Genomic DNA, 23,185 nt, shown 5'->3' on the forward strand with positions numbered 1-23,185 from the left:
AGGGTCGGCATATTTGTATTATCCCCCATTATTGTTGCTATTTTAATTTTTTCATCTAATTTTCCATTTCTCCCACGCAGGCACTCTACCCTTATTCTTCCTCGACCGTACGCTTTTTCCCCAAAAACAATCGTTCCCCGAAAAAAATAAGCACCATCAATACCAGGGCAACAATGACCACCAAAAGATCACTACCGGCCTTTGACCAAATAAAGGCGCCCAACACCAGTACATCCAGCACAAGGGCCGTAATGAGGATAATGGGATTTGCACCGATTTCCTTTCGTAGATTGTTTAGGACCCCCCAATGGATCCCGATATCCATGATCAAATAAAAGATGGCCCCCAATGCAGCGATCCGGCTCAGATCGAACAACATGGTGAGCCCTATGGCAATCACCACGGTATACACCAACATATGTTTCTGTATGTCCCCGGGAATCCCAAAATGTCGATGTGGTATCAATTCCTTTTCAGTGAGCATGGTGGTCATCCGGGAAACGGCAAAAATGCTGGCAACGACCCCGGAAACGGTGGATATGATCGCCAGACCAACGGTGAACCAGACCCCATATTTTCCAAAAGCGGGTCTGGATGCCTCGGCCAGCGAATAGTCCTTGGCCGCAATGATTTCCTGGATGGAAAGATTGGAAGAGACCGCAAATGCCACCATGAGATAGACCAGGGTACATATCACCAAAGAAATGACAATGGCCCGTCCCACGTTACGTTTGGGATCGACGATCTCATCCCCACTATTGGTAATGGTGGTAAAACCCTTATAGGCCAATATCGACAGTGCCAATGCCCCCAAATAATCCACCAGGGAATGCTCGGTCAAGGACTGGGAAGGAACGACCTGATCAAAGGTAAATCCAGCTGCCCAAAGGCCACCAATGGCAAAAACCGCTATCCCGCCGATTTTTAGTATGGCCATGACCAAGGACGATCCCCCGATAGCTTTGTTTCCCATCACATTGACAATAAAGGCTGTGATCAACAACAATACCCCAAGGATCGGGGGCCAGAATCCTTTCGACTCCACATCAAAAAGCTCCAATACGTAGGTCCCGAACGTCCGGGCCACCAAACTCTCATTGATGACCATGGAAAGGGCCATCAGCAGTGCACCGGTGGCGGTCCAGGCCGTTTTACCGTAAACCTTTTTGAGGTACATGCCAATGCCCCCGGCAGAGGGGTAGGTATTGGACATTTTGACATAGGTGTAGGAACTGAAACCTGAGATGACTGCCCCGATTAAAAAAGCAAAGGGAAACCATTGGCCGGAGAGTTCGGCAACCTGACCCAAGAGCGCAAAAATTCCCGCACCGATCATCACACCGGTTCCCAAAGCAATGGTATTGGTCAGACTCAGGCTATTTTTTTTGTATTCTGCCATTTAAAAACGGGCTAGCAGGCCTCCGCCCCAACCATATCGGTTGTTGTAATTGGCCTGGATTGAAAAATTACGTGAAAGGATATAGGAGGCCCCTACCAGCCATTGGGTCTCACTTTCATAGGATGAATTCCCCAAATCGTTGACCCATCCAAAATCGGCCCGAAATTCATATTCCCCCTCGAGGAAAATCCTGGGAAAAAGCAATAGTTCCCTATCCAACCTTATTCTTGGACGCAGCTGGTGGTCCATACTCACATCCATATTAAAGCGGTATGGGGTAAAATACTTGACCCCTATCAGTCCCACTGTATTGAAACGGTCATAGGAATCAGGGATGGAGGTTTCCGTGTTTACCCCTGCATAGACCCGTACCCAGTCATTGAGATACCTGTTATAATTGACTTCCACCTCGGCATTTTGGTCGTAGTCAAATTCTGCCCGTACCCCAAATTCATTCCTGATATTACTTGAAACAAGGAAGAGTTCATTAAAATTGGAACCCAATCTGGCAGCACCCCAAGCATAATAATGGTCAGTTTCATCTACCAACTTTTGAACAGGAAAATCCTTCATCCTCAGATCCCTTGGGGTATCATAACTGAAAACCCTGGCCATGCCCCCCATCATGTGGTAGAGGATATGACAGTGGAAAAACCAATCCCCGTACTCTTCATTATAAAATTCGATGACCACTTTCTGCATGGGCGGCACATTGACCGTATGTTTCAAGGGTGACTTTTCACCATTCTCATTGATGACCCTGAAATAATGCCCATGGAGGTGCATCGGATGGTGCATCATGGTCAGGTTGTTGAGGGTGATCCGGGTTACTTCCCCACCTTTGATCTTGATCTTATCGGTTTCTGAAAGTGGCACACCGTTCATACTCCAGATATACCGTTGCATATTTCCCGTCAGGTTCAACAGAATGTCATTGACGGGCAGATCGGCATTATAGGTAGTACTTTCCTTTGCTTTTAAGAAGTCATAGTTGAAATACGTTTTACGGGTATCGTAATCAAAAGCTGAAGTGTCTTTCTGCATCATTGGCATAGTCTGAACCATAGGGTTTTCCATCTTGTCCTTATGTCCGGTGGATTTCATTGACGTTGAATCCTTTTCCATTCCTGCCATATCCCCCATCTTTTTATCCATCTCCATGTGCCTATGATCTTCATTCGCATTCATAGGCCTTTTATCATCCATCTTCGCAATGGGTTTATCCTTTTGACCGCTCATTTTGGTCTTATCCATAGACATCCCATTGTGCATACCCATATCCATGCTGCCATCCTTCATGTCCATCTGCATTCCGTACTTGTGCATGAGATATTCGGGTGTGTTCTTTTTTTTGTTGCCGGCCATTGCCGGAGCCCCCATTTTCATGTCCATTCGGGCCATTTGTTTCATCATCGCCACTTTGTCGGGCCTATCGATGGTCGTTGCGGGAAAAAGCGTTCCCTGACCTAAGTGCAACGAGGTATGCCCGGAGCCGTCCTGTGCCGTGGCGGTTACCTCCAAAGTGCCTTCAGGAACGGTCACGATGACATCATAGGTCTCGGCAATGCCAAAAAGAAAACGACTTTTGGAAACAGGCTCCACATCGACACCATCCCCGGAAACCACCATGGGGTTACCGCCACCGAAATCCATCCAATAATAGGTGGAGGCAGAGGCATTGACGAACCTGAGCCGCACTTTTTCCCCTGGTTTGAAATCAGGGTATTCGGCCAATGTTTTCCCATTGGTCAAAAATGCGGGGTAGTAGATATCCGCAATATCCGCTCCCTCCATACGATCTCGCCAAAATTTGAGCTGTGCACCTAGTGCACCTTCCTTGATGACCCTGCTCAAGGGCACCGCGGTCCCTTTTTTGACCTGGTACCACTCGTTTCCCCGTTTAAGGTTTCGGAGCACGTTCATGGCCTTTTCGTTCGTCCAATCGGAAAGCACCACGACCAAATCCTTATCGTAGTCCAACGTCTTTTCCTTGGGATGGATCAGTATCGAGCCATACACCCCCTTTTGCTCTTGCAGCATGGTGTGGGAATGGTACCAATAGGTACCTGATTGGTTGATCGGAATCCGATATTGGAAAGTTGTGCCAGGTTCTATGGGCGGTGTGGTCAAATAGGGAACCCCGTCATAAAAATTGGGCAAGATCAATCCATGCCAGTGTACGGAGGTTTCCACATCCATCTTATTGGTCACGTTGATCAGGGCGAGGTCACCCTCGTTGAATTCCAAGACCGGTCCCGGAATACTCCCATTGATGGTCATTGCATCGGCAGTGACCCCACCGAGGGTCAATTTGTTCTGTTCCAGTACAAGATTGTATTCCCGAACGGGTCTACCTTCCTCTTTTCTGTCCTCACCATTTGTCCCCACTTGCCCAAAAACATGGGTCGTCAAGGCAGTTAGGACAAAAAACAAGATTTTAGATTTCAATATTTTCATCATTCATTCATTTACATTTGTTCAATTACATTTCATCGGTGATTTCACCGCAGGTCAACATAGCCTCTCCGAAATAGGGATTTTTGATCTCTTTGGTCGTACTCAACCAATAGGCACCTTTGTTGTTATCGGCCATCGGGCAAAACTGTTCGTATATCTTTTGATCGACCCCAAAAAGCTTGACACCTTTGGATAGATGGGCGGACAGATGTTTAAAATGATCGCGTTGCGCTTTGATATCCGATATCTTTGAAATGGAATTCGCCGAATTGGAGATTTCCTTCGATATCGTCATCCAATGGCCGTGCGCCTTTTTGTCCGTCAATTGTTTCATATCCACATGTTCCAAGGCCGACAACACTTTTTTTGCAGCGGCATTGGACTTGGCGGCATTATCATTGACAAGCGCATCCTTTAACTCCAAGTAGGCGCTCAACACCTGTTTCAATTGGTTCTGAAATATCCCTGTCGCCGCTATTCGCTGGTCCATGTCGAAATGGTCCGTTTTACTTTCCTGTTTGACATCCCCCATATCCATTTCCGAATGATCGCTACCGCCTGTACCCTTGTCATCCCCCATCTTCATGCCTCCGTGGTTATGTCCCGTCATGGCGGGCCCACCTTCAGGATTCATCATGCTCGGTTTCCCGGCCAATTGGGCCGCCGCGTCGATACTAAAGGTCCCGTTTACCGCGATCTCATCCCCTTCTTGCAGCCCCTCCTTGACAATGAAACCATTTCCCAACGATGGTCCCAAGGTGACATCGCGCAACACAAAATTCACCCCATTGGATGTGGTATTCTTGATGTATACCACAGAACGTTCCCCGGTCCACATCACTGCCGACTTAGGAATGGTTATCGCTTCTGATGCAATGGGCTGTTTTGCTTTTACGGTTCCGGAAGCGAACATTTCCGGCTTTAACCTTAAACCGGTGTTCCCGATCTCGATTCTGGCCTTGGCAACCCTTGTCATGGGATTGATCACCGGGTCGATATAGGAAATCCTGCCTTTGAAGTTTTCGCCCGGGAGCGAGGGTATGGTAAAGACCACTTCATCGCCTTTTCTTACCCAGGGCATGTCGGACTCATAAATATCGAACAGTACCCAAACGCTGTTCAGGTTGGCAATTTGATATAATGCCTTGCCCTTGTTGACATAGTCGCCAAGGTTTACCATTTTTTCGGTAACGTAGCCTGAAACATCGGCATGTATCGGCAATTCCTCCTTAACGGTCCCGGATTGAAGTATCTGTGCGATTTGGTTGTCGGAAAGCTTCCAGTTTTTTAATTTTTCCTTGGCGGCATTAAAAAACTGCGGTTGGGTGTCCGCCACCTTTCTTGCTTCAAAAAGTTCCTCTTGTGCAGTGACCAGGTCAGGGGAATAAATATAGGCGATGATCTGCCCCTGCTTGATATACTCCCCTGTAAAATTCACCATTAGCCTTTCCACCCTGCCGGGAATATGGGAAGATTGGGAATAGATCGATCGTTCATCCGCTTCCACCTTGCCATTAAGATCGATCAATTTGACCGGGGCGGTCTTGCCCACGATTTCCGTAGTGACATTGGCAAGCTGCATGGCGGTTTTCGACATGCTAACGGCCATGGGGTCAAGTTCCGAACCGTTGTCATTTTCCAAAGGGATCAAGTCCATCCCACAAATGGGACAATCTCCCGGTTCCGTCTGTCTGATCTGGGGATGCATGGAGCAGGTCCAAATGGTTTCTCCCGATACTTCCGAAGTATGTTGGTGTTCCTCTGTGGCATTGCCCTTGGAGCCCCCGAACAATAGCCATCCCAGCAAAAGTCCAAGAACCAAGGTGGACAAGGCTATTTTTACTATTTTTTGTGTTTCTGATTTCATCTGATTATTTTTTTGCCGTGATATAGTTAAACTTGGCCAACGCTATTTCATATTGCGTCAATGCGCTTATTTTCAATTTAGTATACTTCAACAATTGTTGCTGCATTCGCAACACCTCCTCGAAGTCCTTCCCGGAATTCCCATAGGCTGTGAACAACAGATTGAGTGCTTGTTCCGATTCCATGATCTGTTCATCAAAGAGGGAAATCAAATCCGTCTGCTGCCTTATGTCAAAAACGGCCATTTCATAATTGGTCTTCAATGTATTGGTGACTTCCTTTTTTTGCAGTGCATAACTTTCCTGCATCAATTGGGCCTCCTTTTCGGCTGCCCTGTACTTACCCCTGAATAGGGGCAGGCTCAAGGTAACCATGGGCATCAATACATCCTTGCCATTATCGGGAACCACCATGTCGGTACGCTTATCAACCATTACATAGTCCAGTCCGACCCCCACTTTTGGCAGGCCTTGTTTAAGGGCTGCCCTTTCGGATGCCGCTGCAGCCTTGACCTTTAATTCCAGGGAATTCAAGAGCGGATGGTCCACTACCAAGGAATCTTTGACATAATCAATGGGCAGTACATTGACCCCAAAGGTCTCAGGGATGTTTATTTGTTCATCTTCCTTACGGTCCAATAGTTTATTGAAGGACGCCAAAAGGGGGATTTCCTTGTTTTTCAGGACGCCCAAATTCGTCCGGGCTTCCTTTAAAAGCACGTCCACCCTTAAGACATCGACCAATGATCCCAGGCCATTTTTGAATTTCGTATTGGAAACCGTCCTGTAGGATTCCAAAATGGCGATGTTGTCCTCTTCGATCCGTACCCACTCCTTAAGTTCGTACAATGGGAAATAAGCTGCCGAAACCTCGTAATAAAGTTTGTTCCTGGCGTCCAAAAAGGACTGGTACTTGGCCTCTGCCATAAGTGCAGCGGCATCACCTTGGGCCTTTAGCGTTCCAAACCAAGGAAACATCTGGGTCAGTGAAAACCTTGCTTTTTGGGGCCCTACCCTGGTTTCGACCGGGGAGATGAAGTACCCAAAGGACAAGTTTGGATCTGGTAAAGCCTTCACCTGCGGTACTTTTTGTAACGCCGCCTCAAAATCTTTGTACTGTGAAAGCAACCCTGGGTTGTTCTCAGCCGCTACCTTAAAGTAATCCTCCAAGGTCTGGCCGTTGGAAAGGATACTTGTCAAGACAAATAGGATGGTCAATACATTTTTCATTTTACTGTATTTTTTTCAATGCTTTGTTGCGATTTTTAATGACTGTTTCCCTCCAATATGCTTGGAGTACCGGGACCACGAACATGGTCATGATCTGTATGGCCATTCCCCCAAAAGTCGGGATTGCCATGGGAATCATGATATCGGCCCCTTTTCCGGTCGAGGTCAGTACCGGCAAAAGGGCGATGATGGCCACGGCGGCCGTCATCATGGCGGGACGGACCCTTTTTTTCCCTGCCTCCAAAACCGCCGCTCTTACATCCGGTACGGTTTGAGGGTTCTTTTCCTCAAAAACCTGGTGGATGTACGTACCCATGATGACACCATCATCGGTGGCAATACCGAAAAGTGCGATAAAACCAACCCAAACCGCAACGCTTAAATTGATCGTGTGCATTTGGAACAGATCCCGCATGTTGACCCCTGAAATGGCAAAATTCATGAACCAATCCTGACCATAGAGCCAGAGCATTATGAAACCTCCCGCAAAAGCAACAAAAACCCCGGAAAAATGGATGGAGGATGCGATGACCGTCTTGAACTGAAAAAACAGGAGCAAGAAAATCACAATCAAACTGATCGGTATGACAATGGACAGTCTTTTCACTGCCCTGATTTGGTTCTCATAACTCCCTGAAAACTTATAGCTTATTCCGGCGGGAACCGTTAATTCCCCTGCATCGATTTTTTTCTGGATGGCTTCCTGGGCATCGTTCACCACATCGACTTCCGCAAAACCGTCCCGTTTATCAAAAAGCACATAGCCTACCAAAAAGGTGTTTTCGCTCTTGATGGCCTGAGGCCCGCGGACATATTCAAAATCCACCACTTGGGATAAGGGAATTTGCGCCCCTACCGGTGTGGGAATCAAAATTTTCTTCAACGATTCCGGGTCGTCCCTCAATTCCCTCGGGTAGCGCACCCGCACGGGAAAACGTTCCCTACCTTCAACGGTGGAGGTGATTTTCATCCCACCGATCGCTGTTTCGATGCTTTGCTGCACATCTTCAATGTTCAAACCATATCGGGATATCCCGTCCCTGTTGATATTGAGGTGCAAATAAGGTTTGCCCACTATTCTATCGGCGAATACGGCTTCTGCCTTGACCGAGGGCACTTCCTTCAAGATACCTTCCAATTGCATCCCAAAATCCTCGATGGTCTTCAGATCGGGACCAAAAACCTTGATCCCCATGGGAGCGCGCATTCCGGTCTGCAACATCACCAACCGGGTTTCTATGGGCTGTAATTTGGGAGCAGAGGTTATGCCCGGGATCTTGGTGACCTTTACGATCTCATCCCAGATATCGTTGGGGGATTTGATATGAGGCCTCCAGTTTCGGAAAAACTCACCGTCCTCATCCACGATCAGGTCCTTCTCGGCAATCCCTAACTGCAAGGCCTCCTCATTGGTCAAAGTGTCTTTATGCTGGGTAATGAACCTGTCCTTTCGATCTACTTTATAACGGACCCTATGTCCGTCTTCATTCACAATGAATTCAGGTTTATAGTTGATGATGTTCTCATACATGGAAATGGGTGCAGGGTCCAGTGCGGATTCAACGCGACCGAGTTTACCGACAACCAAGTCCACTTCGGGTATGCTTCCCAAGAGCATATCCAACTGTCCAACCACCCTTTTGTTGTATTCCACCCCTGAATGCGGCATGGATGTCGGCATCAACAGGAACGAACCTTCATTGAGCGATGGCATGAACTCGGATCCTATTCCCGGGAATCTCTTGGAAGCTGCCTGCCATCCCGAGGTCTGTCTGACACTTTTCCAACCTACCGATTCAAAGCCTTTGGCCACGATTCCAAAGGTGCTATCGAACCCCAGCCAAACCAATACCCCAAAAAACAGGGTCACGAATGGGATGAGCATGAACTTTCCTTTGTTTTCCAGACACCACTTTAGGACCGGGGTATAGAAATGTACGATTCCCATCAAAGCGGCCAGGATAATGCCCACTAGGAACAACACAAAAAAGTAGTTGACCACAATACCGTTTTGGGGTCCCAAGGGCATCCATTCCTCGGTCAGGAAGAAGGAAGCGATAAAAACGGTCAGTCCCAAATTGATATAGTTGGGAAACGATTTATAGTGCTCCGGCCATTTGGGTTCCATCAAATTGTTCAACCCAATGAGTGAAATGACCAATGGCAACCACATCTGGGCATAAAATGCAAAAATAAGCCCGGTGGATATCAATAGAATGGACCAAAACCGTCGCACCCGTTTCTTGTCATAATCCACCCCCATTACAAAATGGGCCAATGCCGGAAGCACAACGATTCCCAGCACAAAGGCGCTCAACAGGGCAAAGGTCTTGGTAAAGGCCAAGGGCCTAAATAGCTTCCCTTCTGCCGATTGCATGGCAAAGACAGGCACAAAGCTCACGACGGTGGTCGCCAATGCGGTCGTAATTGCCGAGGCCACTTCCACGGTGGCCTTATATATTACCTGAATGAGTTCCTTGCCCTTGGCACCATGGTTCTCGGGCATTTCCAAATGACGGATAATGTTCTCGACGAACACGATCCCCACGTCCACCATCACCCCTATGGCAATGGCTATCCCGGAAAGGGCCACCACATTGGCATCTACCCCGGCATATTGCATGACAATAAAGGTCATTAGGACCCCGACAGGCAATAGACTGGATATGATCACAGAGGCCCTCAGGTTGAGGACAAGTACCAGTACAACGATGATGCTGATCAGTATTTCGTGGGACAGGGCATTTTCCAAAGTACCTATGGTCTCGTGGATGAGCTGTGTCCGGTCATAAAACGGGACCACGGTCAATTGGCTTTCCACACCATTGGCCAATGTCTTTTTGGGCAAACCGGGTGCGATTTCCTTGATCTTGTCCTTCACATTATTGATGACCGCCAAAGGATTGGAACCATAACGGGCGACCACGACGCCACCTACCACTTCGGCGCCCCCTTTATCGAGCACGCCCCTTCGTGTGGCCGGTCCCAAGCTGACCACCCCAATATCCTTGACCCGAACCGGGACATTGTCAAAGACGGCAACCACGGCCTTTTCTATGTCTTCCGTATTTTTGACATATCCCAAGCCCCTGACCAAATATTCTGCTTGATTGACTTCAATGGTCTTGGCGCCCACATCCCTGTTCGACTTCCGTACGGCCTCCATGACCTTGTATAAAGGAATATTATAGGCTTTCAGGGCATCTGGATTTACATCCACTTGATATTCTTGGACGAAACCACCGATCGAAGCCACTTCGGACACCCCGTCCACGGCATTCAACCCGTATTTCACATAAAAATCCTGGGCAGTCCGTATTTCGTGCAGATCCCATCCTCCTGTAGGGTTCCCATCCTTGTCCCTTCCTTCCAGGGTATACCAATATACCTGTCCCAATGCCGTGGCGTCAGGACCCAAAGTCGGGGTTACCCCATCGGGCAACAGCCCTGCGGGAAGTGAATTCAATTTTTCAAGGATCCGGGAGCGCGACCAATAAAATTCCACATCATCATTAAAAATGATATAGATACTGGAAAATCCAAAGATGGATGAACTACGGATCGTTTTCACCCCTGGAATTCCAAGTAAATAGGTCGTCATTGGATAAGAAATCTGATCCTCGATATCTTGTGGCGATCGCCCGGGCCATTGCGTGAAAACAATTTGCTGGTTTTCCCCAATATCGGGAATGGCATCCACGGGCACCGGGTCTTTTGGGAGAAAGCCCGTATTCCAATTGAAGGGGGAAGTGACAATCCCCCAGGTAACCAACGTTATTAAAACGAGAACGGTCACCAGTTTGTTCTCTAAAAAGTATTTTATGATTTTATTAAGCATATCATGAGTTTATTGTGTTGGAAATAGTGAAAATGTTCCAAAGGCAATAAATACCTAGGGCCATGCCAAAAACCATAGCACGGCCAAACGTCATCGATATGCTCTTAAATAAGGAAAGTTTGATCAAGAATCTGAATATCCTTGACCAAAAGGGGCGGAGGGTAATGTACGACAGAAACTATATTTTCCTGTAATCCCTCAAAAAGATTGATGTAACTGTACGTGAAGGCAACCAGGAACTGATGCTCCCCAACACTTAAATTTTCAACGGAAAGCAATAGATCCCCATTTCCTTGTACGGAAAGCGTTTCGTCATCGCAACACTGTTTTTTCTGCAGCTTGTGCTGGTGTGAATCCGATGGCTGCTGCATATCCATTCCACAGGATTCCGCTTTACCGAAGAAGGAAAAATCAACAAGATCTTCCCCACAATAGTGTTGTGCCACCGCAAAGGAAAAGGTGGATGCCAGCACGTTGAGTGCCATAAAACAAGATAATATTTTGAACCAAAATACTCTCATAAGCGGTTACAAAACTACAAAAATTTTAACAACCTCATTAAATTTAACACAATTTATACAAGGATTCCGCATAAAGCCCCTGCTTTTCAAAGTACCGACCATGGCACCCCATACTTTTGACCATCAATCATTTATACGACCATCGTATCTGGTCCGGGACGGTATAAAGCACATCGTGGTTCGAAGGCCCTCCTTACTGGCAACGGATGGAACCCTGACCAATAGCATTGTATTTTCAACCCGATTAAAGGTGGAACCCTTGTCTTCAATCGAACCATAACAGACCTTAAAGTTCCTCGATACCGAATCCGATCGTTGGACAGCTGACGGTCATTCCTTTCCCCACATATTGTATACCAGTATAGTATTGTGATCCTTGTGGTGGCCCAATGCCAGTACTTTTGGTAAACCTGATATTTGTCATGTTTTTTCCGAATCCCATACCTTACATTTGGAACCAAATCCTGCTGAAATCACACACAAACAGTAATCATATGGATAACTGCATAATTGATTACAGTTTGATTTTTAGCGAGTTAAACAAAATTTAGTAACTTTAGGAAGTGAAGCAAACCACATCGAAAATATTGTCCCTGTTTCTGGCCTGTTCTGTATTGATCAGTACCACTTCCTTTGCATCGAATGCCCATTTTTGCTGTAACAAGTTGGTCAGTTTTTCTGTGACCGGCAAAGCAAAACCCTGCGACCAAAAGCTTCAAAATCCCAAAAACACCTCAAGGAAGTGCTCTTTGGAACAAAAGGATTGCTGCAGCACCGATACCTATGCCAATATTGGCAAGGATGACCTGATGCTGGATTCCTTTGACCTTGATTTCGGCACACTTGTATTTCTAAATGCCTTTATTTTTTACCATATCGATTGTTTCGAAGGGCTACAGGAAAACATAATCCCTTTTAAAGACTACGATCCCCCGTGGATCGAACAGGATCTCCTTGTCCTTCATGAAACTTTCCTAATTTGATTTTTACACTGGCGGAACGTCAATGCAATCGTTCGCTCTTCACATTGGTCATGGCCACTAAATGACCTTTTTTGTCGTGTGCTATCTCCACGACGGCATATCCTGATCGATTCTCCTATCGGGTTTTGACCCGATATTATTTACGCTTAACAATAACTCAGACACCATGGATTCCAAAAAGGAATACTGGATAAAGCATATGGTCTGTAGGCGATGCCTCAAGGTCATAAGACAAGAATTGCATGACCTGGGCATTGAGGTTCTATCCCTTGAACTGGGGAAACTTACGGTAAATGCCCCGGAAATAGGGATTGCCGAAGTTGACCAAAAAGTCGTGGACGTCCTACATTCCAATGGCTTTGAAATAGCCAAAAGCGAAGAGGAAATGATCGTTGAGAAAATCAAGATAGGCTTGATTTCCTTAGTGACCAACGTCCCGATTAACCACAAAGGGAACACCTCGGACTACCTTGTCGATTTATTGCATCGCGATTACAAAGTACTGAGCAAGGTTTTTTCCAGAAATGAAAACATCACGATCGAAAAGTACTTTATCAAGCTCAAGATCGAAAAGGTAAAGGAGCTTATCCAACTGGGACAATATTCATTTTCCGATATCGCCTATATGCTCGATTACAGCAGCGTCAACCATTTGTCCGCACAGTTCAAGGAAATTATGGGGATGAGCATGACGGATTACAAAAACGGACAAATGTGGCAAAGGGATTTTCTTGACGAAATAATATAAAAATCCAGGAATATTATGAAGATGGCCTGTCAGGTCAAACAGTAGTTTTAACGCAACAACCTAACAAATAATAAAATGAAACTTACACAAAAAAAATCAATACCCATAATGCTAACGTTCCTAATGACCCTTTTGGCCCTACAGGCGACCAGAGCACAGACCCAATGGGAAGCCCCGGCCAGTGCGGACAATTTGAACAATCCCTTAAAAAATGATGCCACGGCGACAGAAAGCGGCAAACGGACCTTCAGAATGCTCTGTGTGATCTGCCACGGGGCCAAGGGTAAGGGAGACGGCATGGGCGGAGCCGGATTGACCCCAAAACCCACCGACTTGACCAGTGCCAAGGTACAGTCCCAATCGGACGGTGCCCTATTCTGGAAATTGACCAACGGTAAGCCCCCTATGGCTTCCTATGAAACCGCACTTCCCGAAAACAAGAGATGGGAATTGATCAACTATATCAGAACCTTGAAAAAATGAAAAAACTACTAATGACCCTAATTATCTTAGGGTTGGGATCTTCGGCTTTGGCCCAGACCTACAACACCTTTGAACCCAGTAAGACGCAGTTCATGCTGCGTGGTTACGGACACACCGGATTTGAATATTTGGATACCGGTGGTGAACAAGAATCCACCTTTCTAGGGGCCACATTCGCCCCTATATTCCTCTACAAGCATTCCGACAAGCTCATGTTCGAGGCCGAACTGGAGTTTGAGCTCGAAGGAAATGAATTGAAAACGGGACTGGAATATGCCGATGTGATGTATGTGCTCAACAAGCACATGACCGTAAGGGCCGGTAAATTCCTGCTTCCCTTTGGAACCTTTATGGAGCGTTTGCACCCTGCATGGATCAACCGACTTCCAAGCAGACCCCTTGGATTTGGTCACGACGGAATTGCACCGGCCTCCGATATCGGTGTCGAACTCAGGGGGGCATTCGATCTGGGCGGTCCCAAAATGAACTATGCGGTTTATGTGACCAACGGTCCGCGCATCAAGGATGGAAGTGAGGAGCCTGAAGAAGCGGGTATGCTGGATTTCGGTTATTATGAAGATGTGAACCTGGCCAAGGCCTTGGGTGGCAGGATCGGCCTACTCCCGCTCTCGGATTCATCCATGGAATGGGGGATTTCCGCCTATACCACCAACAGTACCGGCGCAGAGGACTCCGATTACAAGGAAGTGGGTGCCTTTCTTTGGGCGCTGGATCTTTCCTATGTAAAATCGATCACCCCCTTACAAGGGGTTGTGGACATCAAGGCCCAGTACAACAGTTCCAATGTGGATACCGCCACCTACTATGAAATCGAAGATGGGATTTCCGAACCTTACTCCTTTGACAACCAAAGCAGCTCCTTTTATACACAATTGAGCTATCGCCCCATCATGTCGGGAAGCGACTTTATAAAGCAACTCGAATTTGTGGGTCGATATTCCGATTTTAACGCCCCTGAAGGAGCGGAGTGGGAAGAGAAGTCAACGCAGTACGCTTTTGGTTTGAACTATTGGCTGAGTTGGCGTTCCGTGGTCAAACTCAGCTATCAAACCACCAAGATGGAAGGTGGTCATGACAGTGATGGCACGACCCGAACCAATGGATTGTTTGTGCATTGGGCCATTGGATTTTAAAATCAAAAAAAGAAAGTGAAATGAAAACAACAACGAATTTTAAAGCAGCAATAATCCTGTCCGTCATGGCATCGATCATGGTCGCCTGCTCCTCCAATAAAAAACCCATTGCGACGGATACCGCGACCGAGGTGGCGGGGAGTGAAGTGGATTTCAAAATTGAAAAATCCGGGGCGCAGCTCTGGGGCGAGGTGTGCAACCGATGTCATATCGCCCCTTCACCCGCGGATTACAACGATACCGATTGGGAAACCATAAGCCTGCACATGCGGGTTCGGGCCAACCTGACGGAAGAGGAGATCACCAAAATCGAAACCTTTCTGAAATCAGCCAATTGACGTATAATCTTTAATTCATATACAATGAGAACTTTAGTAATTTTTTTTTCAGTGATGGGTCTTATGTCCTTAAACGGTTGCAAACAATCAACCGATGTAGAAGCCTTGCTTCAAAACGAGGAAACAAGAAGCGAGATCCTTAAAGATCTGGTACAAAACCATGATTATATGATGGAATTCATGGAACAGATGCAAGGGAGCGACCATGCCATGCAAATGATGCAGGGAAACAAAAAAATGATGGGCACCATGATGAAGGGACAAGGCATGCAAATGATGATGGGCGACAGCACCATGATGAACCAAATGATGGGCAACAGACAAATGATGCATTCCATGATGAACGGAATGATGAAGGATGGCGAGATGATGGGCGAAATGATGCAAATGATGCATGACAAAGGGATGATGAGCGAGGAATGCATTCAATCCGGCATGAAAATGATGGGGGACAAAGGAATGGGGATGAACCATTAGACCATGGGTTCGATCGGCCATGCCGAACACTTTGAATTCTTGACAACTAAAACGGATATCTCATGAAAAATCACTGGATATGGATGGTCCTGGGATGTGGACTACCACTGCTGTTCATTTTTTTGGCGCCTTCAATCGGGATGGGCGAGGGCGCTTCCCTTTTCATTTTCATCCTGGTCATGTTCGCCATCCACCTGTTCATACCGCACGGTTCGCATGGACATGGTGGAAATGGCCACACCCATGACAGGGAAAACGAACAGGGTTGATCGGAACAATAGCACCCATGGACTCCAAGGAACGAAATATTTTAATACAACCTTAAATCAAGTATCATGCATTATTACGACGGACATTTTGGAGGTATGCACCTTATATGGTGGATTATCTGGATCATCTTTTTGGCTTGGATATTCTTTATCCCATCGGACATTCCCTATAAAAGGCACCAAGAGGATAGCCCACTGGAAATTTTAAAAAAAAGATTTGCGAAAGGCGAAATTTCCAAGGAGGAATTTGAGGAATCAAAAAAGGTCCTTCAAACTGACAATGAATCTAAAACAGAAAAACCATGAATCGATTTAATGTAAAAAAATTAGGCTTTGCCTTTGGTCTTACTGGGGCCATAATCTATTTGGGCTGTATGATCGTAATGGCAACGGCCGGCAAAGAGGGTACGATATCCTTTTTCAACAGTCTACTGCACGGATTGGACACCACCAGCATCATACGAATGGATGTTCCCCTGTCCGAGGCTTTTTTGGGGCTTGTACAGACCTTCATCATAGGTTGGCTCATCGGGGCGTGCATAGGTGGGCTTTACAATGCCCAGATCAAACATCGAAAATAGCCTTACGTTTCGAAGATCATGCAGTACGTTTGGTTCATATGGTCCCTTATCATCCTGGCACTCTGGGCACTCCTTTTTGTGTTGAAAAAAGGGTATAGGGAAGAAATGCTCAAGATGAGTCTTATCACCATGCCCTTTGGATTGACCGAGCCCCTGTTCGTGCCGGAATATTGGCTTCCCCCCTCTTTGTTCCAATTGGCCGAAAAAACGGGTTTTGACCTGGAAAGCTTGCTGTTTTCCTTTGCGATAGGTGGGATAGGCACCGTGCTCTACAATTTGATATTTGGAAGGGTCCTTTCCAAAATCCCTTTGATCGAGCGCCATCATAAAAGGCATAATCTGCACCTATATCTTCTTTTTGTGCCCGCATTGGTCTTTGTCCCCATGGCGTTGTTCACCAAGCTTAATCCCATTTATTGTGGTGTTTTGGCCCTGCTTGCGGGTGGGTTGGCCACCCTTTATTGCAGGCCCGATCTAAAGGGAAAGGTCTGGGTGGGCGGCTTCCTGTTCACCTTGTTGTATTTTTTGTATTTCGGGAGCATACTTCCCTTCTACCCCCAATACGTCGATCTGTACTGGAACCTGGACAATCTTACCGGTATCCTTGTTTTCGGCATTCCCATGGAAGAGCTATGGTTCGCTTTCACTTTTGGAATGTACTGGTCCGGTTTGTACGAACACCTATTCTGGAGAAAAACCGTGAAATCCGAAACCCTATCCATTGACCCAAACCCTAATTGAACATGGACACAACAAATTGCGACACATCAAAGATAATCTGTCTACCAGAGCCGGGTATGCCCCGGATAGTGGTCATTGGCGGTGGTTTTGCCGGACTGGCCTTGGCAAAGGAATTGAAAAACAAGAAGGTTCAAGTGGTCCTATTGGACAAAAACAACTTTCATGCGTTTCAGCCTTTATTGTACCAAGTGGCAACGAGTGCCCTGGAACCGGACAGCATAGTTTTCCCATTCAGAAAGCAGTTCAATGGCTTCAAAAACCTAGTGTTCCGATTGGCGGAAGTATCAGAAATCCAACCTTTGTCCAATACGGTAGTGACCGACAAGGGGGCCGTTTCCTATGATTACCTGGTTTTGGCCACTGGGACAACGACCAACTTTTTTGGTATGGAAAGCGTTGCTAGGAACAGTTTGGGCATGAAGGGCATACGTGATGCCCTCAACATCCGGCATTTGATGCTGCAAAATCTGGAGCAGGCCGCCATTACCTGTGATGGGGAGGAACGCGATGCCCTCACCAATTTTGTCATCGTGGGCGGCGGTCCGGCCGGGGTTGAAATGGCAGGGGCCTTGGCCGAATTTCGTAGATACATCCTGCCAAAGGACTATCCAGAGTACCCATCCTCCACCATGGAAATCTACTTGGTGGAAGCCCTTGACGAACTATTGGGCACCATGTCGGACAAGGCCTCCACCAAGACACTGGCCTATTTAAGGGAACTTGAGGTAAACGTACTGTTCAACGAATCGGTAAGTGGGTATGACGGTAGTGTGGTCACCACAAAAAGTGGAAAGGAGATCAAGGCAAAAAACCTCATATGGACCGCAGGGGTGCAGGGGCAGTTCCCCAAAGGCATTGCCCCTGATAAAGTGGTAAAGGGCAACCGGCTCAAGACCGATCCCCATTTACATGTTGAGGGGTATGGGAATATTTTTGCCATTGGGGACATAGCCGCCTTGATCGGGGAAACGACTCCCAAAGGGCATCCCCAAGTGGCGCAGGTAGCCATCCAACAAGGCAGGTACCTTGGGCGGTCTCTTTGGGCCACCCTTCATGGAAAACCAACAAAACCCTTTTCCTACAAAGACAAGGGATCATTGGCCACAGTGGGCAAGCGCAAGGCCGTCGCCGATTTGGGCAAATTCAGGTTTGGCGGGTATCCCGCCTGGCTATTGTGGTCCATCGTTCACCTTATGTCCATCAGTGGTTTTAGAAATAGAATCCTGGTCGGTTTGAACTGGGCCGCAAGTTATTTCACCTATGAAAAGGGCAACCGTTTGATTATAAGGAATTTTAGCCCTCCAGACCAAGGCCCACCTAAAAAATCCAGAACGGGAAACTTCGGGAACCATAAAGAAAAAGTCCAATGAAGCGGAAACCAATATCCTATGATGTGATCAAAGGGAGGCTGATTTTTGAAAGAAAGGCCTTCCATGGACCCTTCAGGGGTAGCATCCAATTTTTGAACAACGTCCAATGGATATATCTGGACGACACGACCACAATTGCAGAACACATAAAACCCTATGAGCCATGAACAATATTCTAGTACCCACCGACTTTTCCAAAAACTGTGAAAAAGCAGCACAATTGGCCTTGGAAATGGCCAAGGCATACCAATCCGAGATCCATTTTTTGCACCTTATGAAAACACCCGTGGATTGGATAAAGCTGGATAAGGAAAAGGAAAAGCGCTATCCGGAGACCCTTAAACAGATCGGCAAGGCCAAAGCCGCCTTACGGGAGTTGGAAAAAACGGCCGAACGGAAGGGACTGAAGTGCCGGACCTTTCTTCAGTTTGATGCCGGACAAGCAGATATCCTGGAGCATTCGGGACATTTTCACCATGACTTCATCATTACCGGGAGCAGCGGTACCAAAGGAGTCGTTCGCGAATTGACGGGAAGCAATGTGGAACAAATTGTACGAATGGCCCATGTCCCCGTTATCGTTGTAAAGGATGAAAAGCTACACTTTCCCTTCAAGAACATCGTGTTCGTTTCGGACTTTGAGGAAGATTGCAGCCAAGCCTTCGAGAAGGTCATCTCCATTGCCAAAAAATGCAATGCCCGGATACACTTCTTGCGCATCAATACCGAAACCGACCACAACAGTATCCGATTGGGCCTGTCCCCCATTGAAAATTTGCTGAAGAAATTCCCGGGATTGGAAAACTATGCGCTGGCGGTCTATAATGAACCTTCCGTTGAAACGGGGATCAATACCTTTGTTGCACAGCATCCCATTGATCTTATCGCCATGGTCACCCACGGCAAAACAGGGTTTTTAAGCCTGTTCCGAACCAGTATTGCCGAGGGCGTCACCAACCATGCGTCCTTGCCCGTAATGACCTTACACCTCTAAGCCATGGCCAAATCCGTTAACCTTATCAAACATTCGGGCGATGTAGTCCCGTTCGATCGTAAAAAACTGATCCATTCCTTACAACGTGCCCGCGCAAGCGATGTACTCATACAACAAATTGTGGAGCAAGTCGAGCACCAGATCCAGGATGGCATGACCACAAAAAAAGTATATCAGCTGGCCTTTACAATGCTTCGGAAAAAGTCCCGTGTGAGTGCCTCTAGATACAAGCTCAAAAAAGCATTGATGGAATTGGGCCCCTCCGGTTTTCCCTTCGAGAAATTGGTCGGTGAACTCATGGGGCGCGAAGGATTCTCCACCCAGGTAGGTGTCATAGTAGCGGGCAATTGCGTACAGCACGAAGTGGATGTCATAGCCCAAAAGGAAAATGTACATTATATGATCGAATGCAAATACCACAGTGACCAAGGCCGGTTTTGCAATGTCAAGACCCCTTTGTATATCCATTCCCGCTTTCTGGATGTGGAAAAGCAATGGGTCCGCCAAAAGGGACATGGTGCCAAACTCCATAAAGGTGGGGTGTACACCAATACCCGGTTGACCACTGACGCCATCCAATATGGGAACTGTGTTGGATTGCTCCTGTGCAGTTGGGACCATCCGAACGGAAACGGACTCAAGGATAGAATAGACAAGGCGGGTCTTCATCCCTTGACCGCCTTGACGACCCTTACCAAAGGGGAAAAAACAAAATTACTGGATAAGGGCATCGTCCTTTGCAAGGACATCCACGAAAACCCAATGTTGTTGGATGACATGGGAATCTCCAGATCCCGGCAAAAAAACATCTTGAACGATTCAAGGGAATTATGCAAAACCCATAGTCATGGACCTAGATAAAACAAACATTCATTTTTTGGGGGCGTCAGGTACGGTCACCGGCTCAAAATATCTTTTGGACACAGGAGACAGAAAAATACTGGTGGATTGTGGACTGTTCCAGGGACTGAAGGAACTGCGCCTTAAAAACTGGGAATATCCACCCGTAACGGTTTCGGAAATAGATGTGGTATTGCTCACCCATGGCCATATGGACCATACGGGATATCTTCCCCGATTGGTGAAACAGGGATTCAATGGGTCCATTTATGGAACATATCCCACCTTGGACATCACAAAGATCATTTTAAACGACACTGCCAAAATACAAGAGCAGGAAGCCGAACGTGCGAATAAGGAGGGCTATTCGAAACACCGTCCTGCCCAACCTCTCTACGACCTAAAGGATGTGGAAAAGACCCTTCCGCATTTCAAGGGGGTTCCCCAATCCCAATGGATTACCCTATTCGATGGCATAAGGGTACGGTTCCAATACAACGGACACATCCTGGGAGCCACACATATCGACTTGGATATACACGGAAAGCGCTTTGTTTTTTCAGGGGATATTGGAAGAACCAAGGACCTATTGCTTTACCCACCCCTAAAACCGAGAAAGGCCGATGTGCTTTTCATTGAATCGACCTATGGTGGAAGGTTCCATCCCGATGAGGCGGAAGCCCTCCCCTTGATCGAAAAATTGGTCCAGGACACCATAGCCAGGGGCGGTAGCCTTTTTATCCCCAGCTTCTCGGTAGAACGGGCCCAGCTCATGATGCTCATTTTTTGGAGGTTGCTGAAGGAGGGCAAAATCCCCAAGGTCCAAATGATCATGGACAGTCCGATGGGTACCGATGTATTGGAGCTTTTCCATCGTACAAGGGATTGGCACAAGTTGGAAGACCATGAATGTGATGAGATGTGTTCCCACTTCAACGTGGTAAGCAGCTATCGTGAAACCATGGAGCTGCGTATGGACCATAGCCCCAAAATCGTCATTGCGGGAAGCGGGATGCTAACCGGGGGGAGAATGCTCAACTATTTAGAGACCCAGGCCCCAAACCCGAACAATACCTTGCTTTTTGTAGGGTATCAGGCCGAGGGTACCCGGGGCAGAAAGCTGTTGGAAGGTGAAAAAGAACTAAAAGTATATGGAAAATGGGTGCCTTTCAACATGCAGGTCTGCGAGGTCGAAGGCCTATCGGCACATGCGGACCATGAGGAACTCCTGGGCTGGATGGACAGGATGGCCAATGCACCGGAACGGATATTCATCGTCCATGGGGAAAAGGATGGTGCCATCGCCCTACAAAGGGGCATCAAGGAAACCTATGGTTGGGAGGCCGAGATCCCACAATTATATCAAATCGAAGAAATCGCATAGACCATGGAACCCAATTCAAACACCTTAACATACAAACACCTTGGCATATACACCCAAAATGAAAATGTGGTGTACATGCGGTATGATTGCCACGTCTGTAAATCGGAAGGATTCGAAGCCCTTGTCCGGATAAGGGTCTCCAAGGCACCCCGTTCCATTGTGGCAAGCCTGAACGTGGTAAGTTCGAACATGCTCTTACCCGGTGAGATCGGTCTGTCCGATGCTGCGGCCCAGAAACTGGACGTTTCCGAAAACGACCTGTTGCACGTCTCCCATTTGGAGCCCATAGCGTCCCTTGGCCATGTCAGGGCAAAGATCTACAACAACAAACTCGACCGTGAGGCCTATGGGCATATCATTACGGATATCCTTGCGGGGGACTATTCCAACATCCACCTGTCGGCCTTCATCACGGCCTGTGCCGGTGACCGTATGGACTTGGATGAGATCACCGACCTGACCAAGGTCATGATCACCTCGGGCAAAACCCTGGACTGGAACCAAAGCATCATCGTCGATAAGCATTGCATCGGTGGACTTCCCGGCAACCGCACGACTCCCTTGGTGGTGGCCATGGTCACCGCATATGGACTAACGATGCCCAAAACATCCTCAAGGGCCATCACCTCCCCGGCAGGTACTGCGGACACCATGGAGGTCATGACCAACGTTACGCTTTCATCGGATGAAATAGAGCGGGTCGTAAACCAGGAAGGAGGCTGTTTTGTGTGGGGCGGAACAGCGCAACTGAGCCCTGCGGACGATGTGCTCATCAAAATTGAAAAGGCCTTGGATATCGATAGTGAAGGGCAACTTATCGCCTCGGTCCTATCCAAAAAAGCGGCCGCAGGCTCCACCCATGTGGTCATAGACATTCCTGTGGGCGAGACCGCCAAGGTTCGAAGCATGGAGATGGCCCAAAAACTTCAGAGGGATATGGAGGCGGTCGGCAGGGCCGTTGGCCTCACGGTAAAGATTGTGATAACGGACGGTACCCAACCTGTGGGAAGGGGCATAGGACCATCCCTGGAGGCCATGGATGTGCTCAGTGTGTTGAAAAATGAGGCCAAGGCCCCACAGGACCTAAAGGAACGTGCTGTTTTATTGGCAGGCGAACTGTTGGAACTTTCAGGAAAGGTGGTGTCAGGGGAAGGCAACAGAAGAGCACTTCAAGTATTGGAATCGGGAAAGGCCTACGATAAATTCATTTCCATTTGTGAAGCCCAGGGACGTTTCTCCCTCCCCGTCCCGGCACCCCATACCTTGGAGGTCAAAGCTGAAAGATCAGGTGTCCTACACCACATTGACAACAGAAAAATTGCCAAGCTCGCCAAGCTTTCAGGGGCGCCCCGGGCCAAATCCGCAGGGATTTCACTGTACGTCCGTTTGGGGGACCGTATAACAAAGGGCCAAACCCTTTATACCCTGCATGCGGTAACAGAGGGTGAACTACGATATGCACTGGACTATAAAAACGATCATGAAGACATCATAACCATCCTATAAAACTTAA

General features: G+C 47.5%; 21 protein-coding genes. 15 read left to right on the forward strand and 6 right to left on the reverse strand.

Annotation, left to right across the window (positions count from 1 at the left end; genetic code table 11):
* Positions 1-91 precede the first annotated feature (91 nt).
* The 6 genes from ABNE31_RS13825 to ABNE31_RS13850 all read right to left on the reverse strand — a co-directional run bounded on the left by ABNE31_RS13825 (position 92) and on the right by ABNE31_RS13850 (position 11,274).
* Positions 92-1,399, reverse strand: a complete 1,308-nt coding sequence (locus ABNE31_RS13825) for an APC family permease (protein WP_036385867.1) — start codon at positions 1,397-1,399, stop codon at positions 92-94.
* Positions 1,400-3,856, reverse strand: a complete 2,457-nt coding sequence (locus ABNE31_RS13830) for a multicopper oxidase domain-containing protein (RefSeq protein WP_275648766.1) — start codon at positions 3,854-3,856, stop codon at positions 1,400-1,402.
* A 25-nt stretch (positions 3,857-3,881) separates the two neighbouring features.
* Positions 3,882-5,723 carry an efflux RND transporter periplasmic adaptor subunit gene (locus ABNE31_RS13835; RefSeq protein WP_349351555.1) on the reverse strand — a complete coding sequence of 614 codons (1,842 nt, stop codon included), beginning with the start codon at positions 5,721-5,723 and terminating at the stop codon, positions 3,882-3,884.
* Positions 5,724-5,727: 4 nt separating this feature from the next.
* On the reverse strand, positions 5,728-6,951 hold the full coding sequence (locus ABNE31_RS13840; RefSeq protein WP_275648307.1) for a TolC family protein: 1,224 nt from the start codon (positions 6,949-6,951) through the stop codon (positions 5,728-5,730).
* Between the two features lies 1 nt (position 6,952).
* Positions 6,953-10,789 (reverse strand): efflux RND transporter permease subunit, encoded by a 3,837-nt coding sequence (locus ABNE31_RS13845; RefSeq protein ID WP_349351556.1) that lies wholly within the window; start codon positions 10,787-10,789, stop codon positions 6,953-6,955.
* 104 nt (positions 10,790-10,893) lie between these two features.
* A complete protein-coding gene (locus ABNE31_RS13850; RefSeq protein WP_051947534.1) occupies positions 10,894-11,274 on the reverse strand; it encodes a hypothetical protein in 381 nt (126 codons plus the stop codon).
* Positions 11,275-11,410: 136 nt separating this feature from the next.
* On the opposite strand from ABNE31_RS13850, the gene ABNE31_RS13855 reads away from it, so the two are divergent.
* The 15 genes from ABNE31_RS13855 (at position 11,411) to ABNE31_RS13925 (ending at position 23,178) form a co-directional block, all read left to right on the forward strand.
* Positions 11,411-11,590 carry a hypothetical protein gene (locus tag ABNE31_RS13855; protein ID WP_139297725.1) on the forward strand — a complete coding sequence of 60 codons (180 nt, stop codon included), beginning with the start codon at positions 11,411-11,413 and terminating at the stop codon, positions 11,588-11,590.
* Between the two features lie 869 nt (positions 11,591-12,459).
* Positions 12,460-13,041 carry a helix-turn-helix domain-containing protein gene (locus tag ABNE31_RS13860; RefSeq protein ID WP_036385881.1) on the forward strand — a complete coding sequence of 194 codons (582 nt, stop codon included), beginning with the start codon at positions 12,460-12,462 and terminating at the stop codon, positions 13,039-13,041.
* Between the two features lie 75 nt (positions 13,042-13,116).
* Positions 13,117-13,524 carry a cytochrome c gene (locus tag ABNE31_RS13865; protein ID WP_036385883.1) on the forward strand — a complete coding sequence of 136 codons (408 nt, stop codon included), beginning with the start codon at positions 13,117-13,119 and terminating at the stop codon, positions 13,522-13,524.
* On the forward strand, positions 13,521-14,678 hold the full coding sequence (locus ABNE31_RS13870) for a hypothetical protein (protein ID WP_090294894.1): 1,158 nt from the start codon (positions 13,521-13,523) through the stop codon (positions 14,676-14,678). The genes ABNE31_RS13865 and ABNE31_RS13870 overlap by 4 nt, the downstream gene beginning before the upstream one ends.
* Before the next feature lie 20 nt (positions 14,679-14,698).
* Positions 14,699-15,016 (forward strand): hypothetical protein, encoded by a 318-nt coding sequence (locus tag ABNE31_RS13875; RefSeq protein WP_139150385.1) that lies wholly within the window; start codon positions 14,699-14,701, stop codon positions 15,014-15,016.
* A gap of 24 nt (positions 15,017-15,040) precedes the next feature.
* Positions 15,041-15,493, forward strand: a complete 453-nt coding sequence (locus ABNE31_RS13880; protein ID WP_090294890.1) for a hypothetical protein — start codon at positions 15,041-15,043, stop codon at positions 15,491-15,493.
* Positions 15,494-15,555: 62 nt separating this feature from the next.
* On the forward strand, positions 15,556-15,762 hold the full coding sequence (locus tag ABNE31_RS13885) for a hypothetical protein (protein ID WP_275648310.1): 207 nt from the start codon (positions 15,556-15,558) through the stop codon (positions 15,760-15,762).
* Positions 15,763-15,828: 66 nt separating this feature from the next.
* Positions 15,829-16,068 (forward strand): SHOCT domain-containing protein, encoded by a 240-nt coding sequence (locus ABNE31_RS13890; protein WP_090294886.1) that lies wholly within the window; start codon positions 15,829-15,831, stop codon positions 16,066-16,068.
* The gene (locus tag ABNE31_RS13895) at positions 16,065-16,343 is read left to right on the forward strand and encodes a DUF5676 family membrane protein (protein ID WP_090294883.1); all 279 of its coding nucleotides are present in this window, start codon (positions 16,065-16,067) and stop codon (positions 16,341-16,343) included. The genes ABNE31_RS13890 and ABNE31_RS13895 overlap by 4 nt, the downstream gene beginning before the upstream one ends.
* A gap of 18 nt (positions 16,344-16,361) precedes the next feature.
* Positions 16,362-17,084 (forward strand): lycopene cyclase domain-containing protein, encoded by a 723-nt coding sequence (locus tag ABNE31_RS13900; RefSeq protein ID WP_090294881.1) that lies wholly within the window; start codon positions 16,362-16,364, stop codon positions 17,082-17,084.
* A gap of 2 nt (positions 17,085-17,086) precedes the next feature.
* Positions 17,087-18,454 (forward strand): NAD(P)/FAD-dependent oxidoreductase, encoded by a 1,368-nt coding sequence (locus ABNE31_RS13905; RefSeq protein ID WP_090294879.1) that lies wholly within the window; start codon positions 17,087-17,089, stop codon positions 18,452-18,454.
* Between the two features lie 163 nt (positions 18,455-18,617).
* Entirely contained in the window at positions 18,618-19,448 is an 831-nt protein-coding gene (locus tag ABNE31_RS13910; RefSeq protein WP_349351557.1) for a universal stress protein, read from the forward strand.
* A 3-nt stretch (positions 19,449-19,451) separates the two neighbouring features.
* The gene (locus ABNE31_RS13915) at positions 19,452-20,309 is read left to right on the forward strand and encodes an ATP cone domain-containing protein (RefSeq protein WP_090294876.1); all 858 of its coding nucleotides are present in this window, start codon (positions 19,452-19,454) and stop codon (positions 20,307-20,309) included.
* Positions 20,296-21,672 carry an MBL fold metallo-hydrolase gene (locus ABNE31_RS13920; RefSeq protein ID WP_275648312.1) on the forward strand — a complete coding sequence of 459 codons (1,377 nt, stop codon included), beginning with the start codon at positions 20,296-20,298 and terminating at the stop codon, positions 21,670-21,672. Before ABNE31_RS13915 ends, ABNE31_RS13920 begins: the two co-directional genes overlap by 14 nt.
* 3 nt (positions 21,673-21,675) lie before the next feature.
* The gene (locus tag ABNE31_RS13925) at positions 21,676-23,178 is read left to right on the forward strand and encodes a thymidine phosphorylase family protein (RefSeq protein ID WP_090294871.1); all 1,503 of its coding nucleotides are present in this window, start codon (positions 21,676-21,678) and stop codon (positions 23,176-23,178) included.
* The last annotated feature ends 7 nt before the right edge of the window (positions 23,179-23,185 follow it).

The organism is Flagellimonas sp. MMG031 (assembly GCF_040112705.1).
Classification (GTDB): Bacteria; Bacteroidota; Bacteroidia; order Flavobacteriales; family Flavobacteriaceae; genus Flagellimonas.

Excerpts from the sequence above, each read along its gene's own strand:
- ABNE31_RS13885 (WP_275648310.1), top strand. The coding sequence starts at position 15,556 with ATGAAAAATCACTGGATATGGATGGTCCTGGGATGTGGACTACCACTG.
- ABNE31_RS13910 (WP_349351557.1), top strand. The coding sequence starts at position 18,618 with ATGAACAATATTCTAGTACCCACCGACTTTTCCAAAAACTGTGAAAAA.
- ABNE31_RS13825 (WP_036385867.1), bottom strand. The coding sequence starts at position 1,399 with ATGGCAGAATACAAAAAAAATAGCCTGAGTCTGACCAATACCATTGCT.
- ABNE31_RS13865 (WP_036385883.1), top strand. The coding sequence starts at position 13,117 with ATGAAACTTACACAAAAAAAATCAATACCCATAATGCTAACGTTCCTA.
- ABNE31_RS13900 (WP_090294881.1), top strand. The coding sequence starts at position 16,362 with ATGCAGTACGTTTGGTTCATATGGTCCCTTATCATCCTGGCACTCTGG.
- ABNE31_RS13890 (WP_090294886.1), top strand. The coding sequence starts at position 15,829 with ATGCATTATTACGACGGACATTTTGGAGGTATGCACCTTATATGGTGG.
- ABNE31_RS13845 (WP_349351556.1), bottom strand. The coding sequence starts at position 10,789 with ATGCTTAATAAAATCATAAAATACTTTTTAGAGAACAAACTGGTGACC.
- ABNE31_RS13880 (WP_090294890.1), top strand. The coding sequence starts at position 15,041 with ATGAGAACTTTAGTAATTTTTTTTTCAGTGATGGGTCTTATGTCCTTA.
- ABNE31_RS13905 (WP_090294879.1), top strand. The coding sequence starts at position 17,087 with ATGGACACAACAAATTGCGACACATCAAAGATAATCTGTCTACCAGAG.
- ABNE31_RS13835 (WP_349351555.1), bottom strand. The coding sequence starts at position 5,723 with ATGAAATCAGAAACACAAAAAATAGTAAAAATAGCCTTGTCCACCTTG.
- ABNE31_RS13860 (WP_036385881.1), top strand. The coding sequence starts at position 12,460 with ATGGATTCCAAAAAGGAATACTGGATAAAGCATATGGTCTGTAGGCGA.
- ABNE31_RS13855 (WP_139297725.1), top strand. The coding sequence starts at position 11,411 with ATGGCACCCCATACTTTTGACCATCAATCATTTATACGACCATCGTAT.
- ABNE31_RS13840 (WP_275648307.1), bottom strand. The coding sequence starts at position 6,951 with ATGAAAAATGTATTGACCATCCTATTTGTCTTGACAAGTATCCTTTCC.
- ABNE31_RS13870 (WP_090294894.1), top strand. The coding sequence starts at position 13,521 with ATGAAAAAACTACTAATGACCCTAATTATCTTAGGGTTGGGATCTTCG.
- ABNE31_RS13920 (WP_275648312.1), top strand. The coding sequence starts at position 20,296 with ATGGACCTAGATAAAACAAACATTCATTTTTTGGGGGCGTCAGGTACG.
- ABNE31_RS13830 (WP_275648766.1), bottom strand. The coding sequence starts at position 3,856 with ATGAAAATATTGAAATCTAAAATCTTGTTTTTTGTCCTAACTGCCTTG.
- ABNE31_RS13875 (WP_139150385.1), top strand. The coding sequence starts at position 14,699 with ATGAAAACAACAACGAATTTTAAAGCAGCAATAATCCTGTCCGTCATG.
- ABNE31_RS13850 (WP_051947534.1), bottom strand. The coding sequence starts at position 11,274 with ATGGCACTCAACGTGCTGGCATCCACCTTTTCCTTTGCGGTGGCACAA.
- ABNE31_RS13915 (WP_090294876.1), top strand. The coding sequence starts at position 19,452 with ATGGCCAAATCCGTTAACCTTATCAAACATTCGGGCGATGTAGTCCCG.
- ABNE31_RS13925 (WP_090294871.1), top strand. The coding sequence starts at position 21,676 with ATGGAACCCAATTCAAACACCTTAACATACAAACACCTTGGCATATAC.
- ABNE31_RS13895 (WP_090294883.1), top strand. The coding sequence starts at position 16,065 with ATGAATCGATTTAATGTAAAAAAATTAGGCTTTGCCTTTGGTCTTACT.